This is a genomic window from Psychrobacter sp. (assembly GCF_030457785.1).
Taxonomy (GTDB): Bacteria; Pseudomonadota; Gammaproteobacteria; order Pseudomonadales; family Moraxellaceae; genus Psychrobacter.
Map to the genome: position 1 here is coordinate 26925 of NZ_JAKDUI010000004.1, position 6177 is coordinate 33101.

Here is a 6177-nt window from a genome sequence, read left to right on the forward strand (position 1 = left end):
TTTGTTCAGATCATGATATAAGACATGACAGCAAAGACAACTATAAAAGACCATATAAAGTGTAAGACAGCACAACCACAAAAATAATCGCTATACAACCTTTAGCCAACAAGTACGATAGATAGCCCTATCAATCACATACTTGTTGGCTTTACTTTTTGTATCAACGCTTTTGAGTTAAACTATACTATCTTAACTTTCATACCTTTTAACCAATTTGTTCTCGTACATTTATAGGTAAGCGGACTATTAACCGTCAGCTTCTAAGTTCTTATTATCTTTGGTCTTATATTATGCGCAAACCCAATCTCTCAAATGCTCAAAAAACCAAAGTCTTAGCACCCGCCAAGGATTTAGAAACATTAGAAGCCGAGCTTGCTGAGAAAGAAAACAGCCCTGAAAACAGCTTAGAAGACACCGTTTTGCGCTTGAGCGATTATTTATCAGCAGTAGAGATGGTCATCAAACAAACCTTTAATCACCGAGTGTGGGTCAAAGCGGAAATTCGCAACCTATCGAGTAAAGGCGGTCATTATTACTTTGAGTTGGCAGAAAAAGACGACGATGGCAAGGTCATCGCCAGCTGCCGAGGCAATCTTTGGCGATTCAAAGCTGCACGCGTGCTAGCAAAGTTTGAGCGAGCAACAGGTATGCCACTCGAGCGCGACTTAACCGTGCTACTCAAGGTATCGGCAGGGTTCCATGCGCAATATGGCTTTTCGCTCACTATCGAAGATATTGACCCTAGCTATACGTTGGGCGATCTAGCACGGCAATACGCTGAGATGGTCGACCGTTTAACAGGCGAAGGCTTACTACATCTCAATCAGCAACTGCCTGCCCCATTTGATATCGAGCACGTCCTTGTGATTGCACCCGAAAAGGCTGCTGGATTAGGGGACTTTCAAGCAGATGCGGATCGTTTGGCCAGCACAGGTGCCTGTCATTTTCATTACCATAACGCCACCTTTCAGGGCAATCATGCGCCTGCCGAAATTCGCCAAGCCATCGTCAGTGCTCAGCAGCAGTTTTACGACACCTATCAGCGCTTGCCGGATTTATTAGTGATTATTCGCGGTGGCGGTGCCGTTGGTGATTTGGCTTATCTAAACGACTATGAGCTGGCCGCTTTAGTGGCTGAACAACCTGTCCCTGTATGGGTGGGTATTGGACATGAACGTGACAAAGTCATATTAGATGAAGTCGCACATACCAGCTTTGATACCCCGTCAAAAGTGATCGCTGCGATTGGTGCGCATCTATCGCAATTAGTCGCTCAGACTTTACAATATCAAGCGCAAATCAAGCAGGCTGCCCATCGACAACTGAATCTAGCAACACAGCAAACCTCTCGCCAACTGAGCCAAATACAATCTCAGACGATCGGACAATTGACCGCACTGCGAAAAGACAGCGACTATGCATGGCGAAACATCCAGCAAAGCGCCCAACGCCAAGTGAAGCAAGCCGTTAGACTGACAAATGAGCTGCGCATACAGACCCAAGCCTCGGCTTATCAACAACTAGCAACGGCTGCTAATTATAGTCAAAACCATCAAAAATCTGTCATGAAAAATGCGCAGCAACAAGTCATACAAGCACAACGTGATAGTGTACATCTACGTGATATTGTGCTGCTACATCGGCCATCTCGCGTGCTTAAGCAGGGCTACACTATGCTTACTGATAATAAAGACAAGCAAATACTGACCAGTAGCACACAGCTCTCTGCTGAGCAAACTGTGCATATCGTCCTAAAAGACGGCAAGGCAAAAGCACAGATTATGGATGTTGAGACGAATAGTGATATTGCGAAAGGCTATATAGAAAAAACAGAACTCGCAAACACGTCAGACTAACCGTATTCTCCGATTACTTACCTATTCACTTTTAAAATCAGGAAAAAATATGACCACCCCTACTCGCCGACGCAAAAAAGCCGCCCCAAAAACCTTTAAGGCGGCTTATAACATTCTAAAAACCAATGCCGCTGAATTACAGCAGCAGGACGAGCCAGATATTGATAATCTAATGACCACGGTTGAAGAGTCGATTGCGGCTTATCGCGTTTGCGAGACACGCATCAATGCCGTGCAACAAGCATTGGATGCCGCCTTTGCTGAAGAAGATCCAGCTACTAGTATTGATAGTTAAATAAAAAACTGCCAGCAGATAGCAGGTAAAGGCAGTGAAACAAATATAAAATTGGTACAAGGATAATGAGCGTAGGTAGATAGTACAGCTAGTACATCAAGCTCATTTGACACCGTAACAGCTTTGTATTTGGTTTACTCTGGTTCGTCAACTTCAAAGACTTGACGCAGATAGGCAAGATACGTGTCATTATTGATCATGGTCTTGCCTGGACTGTCAGACAATTTAGCGACTGGCTGACCATTGCACTCAACCAATTTGAGTACAATGTTAATCGGTGTAATCCCCATGTCATTGGTGAGATTGGTACCAATACCGAAACTGGTTCTAATGCGATCTTTGAAGTATTGATGCAGCTCCCAAGCCTTCTCAAGATCTAGCCCATCACTAAAGGTGAGTATTTTAGTTTTAGGGTCTATCTTCAATTTATCATAATGGGCAATCGCTTTATCACCCCAAACATATGGATCGCCACTATCATGACGCAGACCGTCAAAAAGCTTGGCAAAATACAAATCAAAGTCACGTAAGAACGCAGCCATCCCAACAACATCCGTCAATGCAATACCCAAGTCACCACGGTACTCATGTACCCACGCTTCAAGCGCGGCTTTTTGTGAATCACGCAAACGCACATCTAATGCCTGAAATGCCTGCATAAACTCGTGCGCCATAGTACCGATTGGCGTCATGCCTAACGTTTTGGCCAAATATACGTTGGATGTACCACTGATAATTTTTGGTTGAGCGTGATGTAACGTCTGTACCACATGCGCTTGCCAACTTTTACTAAACCGTCTACGAGTACCAAAATCAGCGACGATAAATGGCGGCGTGTCTTCACTTTCTTTTGTCTGTTCCAATGCATATTGGTGTAATAACTCGACTTTTTCGTCTAGTCTCCGCTGTCCTTCTTTGATGATGGTGTCATCTGATAATGCATCAAAATATAGCTCATTGACAATCGCTAGAACAAACACTTCAAAAAACATCGCCTGAATCATCGGCCCTTCGATATCGATAAACAAGCGACCTTCGCCATCGGTACTGACAGTAATAAAACGGCGCTTGAGTTTAAATAGCTCCAGATAGTCGACAAAATCTGAACGCATAAAGCGTAAACCGCGCAAGTATTCCAACTCATCTTCTAAAAAGCGCAGCTCGCACAAACTATCTAATTGCTGCTCTAATTGCTCTTTGATATCCGCCAATGGATAAAGAGTGTCTTCATTATTACGGCAGCGAAAACGATAGACACCATGAGTCTGCGGAAACTGATGCAGCATGGCTTGTAACATCGTAAATTTATATAAGTCGTTATCAAGTAACGAGGTAATAATAGGTGAATAGGTAGCGGTCATGCTATGGCCTTAAAAAACGCAAAAATAAGAAATAAACGTCACCTAATCAATAAAGCGACATCATATACGGACAATAAACAGAGCACTTTCACTCATGATGACTCATCAATAAGCCGTTAAGTATAACGAAGTTTACAGCTTATTTCAGAAATCGCTATTAATGGCAGCATATTTACTACGATTACTCATACCTTCTATAAAAATATTATGTCCAGCTATCAGTAACGATTTCATTCATTTTATGCATTTGCACGCATAAACTGTGCAACATAGTTATCAACTGGATTGTCGCGTAGATCACTGGGTGTCCCTGTTTGCACTAAACGTCCTCCATTCAAAATACTAATACGCTGACCAACTTTGATCGCCTCATCTATGTCATGAGTAATAAAGACAATGGTCTTATGTAGCCGCTCTTGTAGCTCAAGTAGTTGATCTTGTAGCTGAGCACGAATGAGGGGGTCAAGCGCAGAGAACGCCTCATCCATCAGTAAGATTGGATTATCCGTTGCCAGAGCTCGTGCTAACCCCACACGCTGCTGCATCCCTCCTGATAGCTCGTCAGGATAGTTATGCTCTAGATTAGGCAGCCCCACCTCATTTAGCCAATACCGTGCCACCTCGTGGCGCTGTTTGGTACTCATTTTTCGCACGCGTAAACCATAAGCAACGTTTTGCATAACGGTCATATGTGGCACTAGCCCAAAGTGCTGAAAGACCATACTAACGGTTTGTTGGCGATAATGTTGCAGTTCCTTATCATTCAGCGCCAACACATTGATAGCTGTAGATGGTTGTTGATTAGCTGCAGGTACATTGTGATCTGTAATCGTAGTTTGTGCATCAATACTCGTATCAACCCATATCTTGCCATTGGTTGGGTCAATGAGACGATTTATATGCCGTATCAATGTTGATTTACCAGAGCCTGATAGACCCATAATACAATGTAACTCGCCCGCCTTAATATCTAAATTGATATCATACAACCCAACCGAATAGCCTGTTTGCTCTTTTACCGCCACACTATCCATGCCTTCCGCCAATAATGCCATCACAGACTTCGCTTGCGCACTGCTGGCATTATAAATTTTACTGATATTTTCTAGCCGGATGTGATTCATTGCAGTCCTCGCTATTGGTGGCTTCTATTATGTTTTCTTTGAGTACTGATAGTGACTATCTGTTATGATTGGATAGACCGCTAGCCAATCTAGTGTCTGCTAGCGTCAATAGTTTTTTGACGGGCACGCTTGCCTTGACCAAATGCCTGAGTAATACGGTCAATAATAATGGCAACAATGACAATAGCCATACCTGCTTGTAAGCCTTGACCAATATTAAGGGTTTGAATAGATTGCAACACATCTTCGCCAAGGCCAGGTGCGCCAATCATAGAAGCAAGCACCACCATAGATAGCGACATCATTACTGCCTGATTGACACCTGCCATGATACTAGGCAATGCTTGTGGTAACTTGATCCAAATAAGTAGCTGCAAGTGTGTGCTACCAAATGAGCGCCCTGCCTCCACCATCTCATGATTGACCTGCGTAATCCCTAATGTCGTCAGACGAATCAGTGGCGGCAGTGCATAAATAATGGTGGCAAACAATGCAGGCACTTTACCAATGCCAAACAACATGAGCACTGGTATGAGATAAACAAAGCTTGGCATGGTCTGCATGATGTCCAATATCGGTGTCACAACCTTACGCAGCAGCTTGCTGCCTGCCATCGCAATACCAATCGGAATACCAATAGCTACCGTCACCAACACTGATACGATGAGCAGGGCAAAAGTATCAATCAAGGCACCCCACAAACCAAAAGCACCAATCAAAAACAACCCTGCACCACATGCCAGCGCAAACCAAACCTTGCGGACACCGAACCACCCCAACACTGTGACAAGCGCAATAATCACCCATGGTGGAATGACCGTCAATAGGCGCTCAATTGGTAACAGTAAATAGGTTAATGCCATCGTACTAATACTACGAAATACGTCGCCGTAATTCTGGACAACACTTGCTAATGTGTTATTGAGTGGCGTCTCAAGTGACCATGAAGGGAAGCTTGATGCAAGACCGAGTTGGTTATTACTGGCGGAGTTCTTATTAGCAGCCGTACTATCAATAGAATCACCTGTTAAGCTGATACCTAATTTGGCCGCTAGATTAGCGGCAGCCTCATCGGATAGCCATGCTTGCCAAACGTTTGGGTTCTCGCGCAAAAACACCAATGCTTGATCATCCCCGCTACGTTTACTTTCACTCATCTCTAAAATAGCGCCATTGAGCTCATCAGAGGTAAATTGCACCTTTTCAAAGACAGCTGCTAGTTCAGGGTTGGATTCGATAAATGGCGTAGAAACGGCAATACCTAATGGTGATATAGGAAACCCTGACACACAGTCCATCTTACCATCAGCGAGCAACAGATCTTGCCAACAAGCATCTTCATAAGCTGGAAACTTTAATGGTTCAAAGTCGTATTTCGCCATTAAACCCGTAGGCTGCCAGTAGTAAAACAACAGTGGTTTATGCTGCTCGAAAGCAGAAGCAATCTCTGCATCAAGCGCCGCACCGGTACCAGGATGAGCATTAATGAACTACCCACTACCTTAGAGGTAGGGGTTTCTTAGGTAATGCTCATACTT

Annotated in this window: 5 protein-coding genes; 2 read left to right on the plus strand and 3 right to left on the minus strand. The window is 43.9% G+C overall.

The features are described from left to right. Positions 1-293: 293 nt before the first annotated feature. Together xseA and xseB are read left to right on the plus strand one after the other, a co-directional pair. Positions 294-1859 carry an exodeoxyribonuclease VII large subunit gene (gene xseA / locus L0J61_RS00600; protein WP_301464371.1) on the plus strand — a complete coding sequence of 522 codons (1566 nt, stop codon included), beginning with the start codon at positions 294-296 and terminating at the stop codon, positions 1857-1859. 49 nt (positions 1860-1908) lie between these two features. Then, the gene (gene xseB, locus L0J61_RS00605) at positions 1909-2154 is read left to right on the plus strand and encodes an exodeoxyribonuclease VII small subunit (RefSeq protein ID WP_301464372.1); all 246 of its coding nucleotides are present in this window, start codon (positions 1909-1911) and stop codon (positions 2152-2154) included. Between the two features lie 134 nt (positions 2155-2288). Here the strand turns inward: xseB and pncB are convergent, their stop codons facing one another. The 3 genes from pncB to L0J61_RS00620 all read right to left on the minus strand — a co-directional run bounded on the left by pncB (position 2289) and on the right by L0J61_RS00620 (position 6126). After that, positions 2289-3515, minus strand: a complete 1227-nt coding sequence (gene pncB / locus L0J61_RS00610; RefSeq protein WP_301464373.1) for a nicotinate phosphoribosyltransferase — start codon at positions 3513-3515, stop codon at positions 2289-2291. Between the two features lie 239 nt (positions 3516-3754). Then, on the minus strand, positions 3755-4639 hold the full coding sequence (locus L0J61_RS00615) for an ATP-binding cassette domain-containing protein (protein ID WP_301464374.1): 885 nt from the start codon (positions 4637-4639) through the stop codon (positions 3755-3757). 89 nt (positions 4640-4728) lie between these two features. Further along, entirely contained in the window at positions 4729-6126 is a 1398-nt protein-coding gene (locus L0J61_RS00620) for an ABC transporter permease subunit (protein WP_301464378.1), read from the minus strand. Positions 6127-6177: the final 51 nt, after the last annotated feature.

Bases quoted from the DNA above. Each gene is read 5' to 3' on its own strand.
- xseA (WP_301464371.1), top strand. From the start codon at position 294: ATGCGCAAACCCAATCTCTCAAATGCTCAAAAAACCAAAGTCTTAGCA.
- xseB (WP_301464372.1), top strand. From the start codon at position 1,909: ATGACCACCCCTACTCGCCGACGCAAAAAAGCCGCCCCAAAAACCTTT.
- pncB (WP_301464373.1), bottom strand. From the start codon at position 3,515: ATGACCGCTACCTATTCACCTATTATTACCTCGTTACTTGATAACGAC.
- L0J61_RS00615 (WP_301464374.1), bottom strand. From the start codon at position 4,639: ATGAATCACATCCGGCTAGAAAATATCAGTAAAATTTATAATGCCAGC.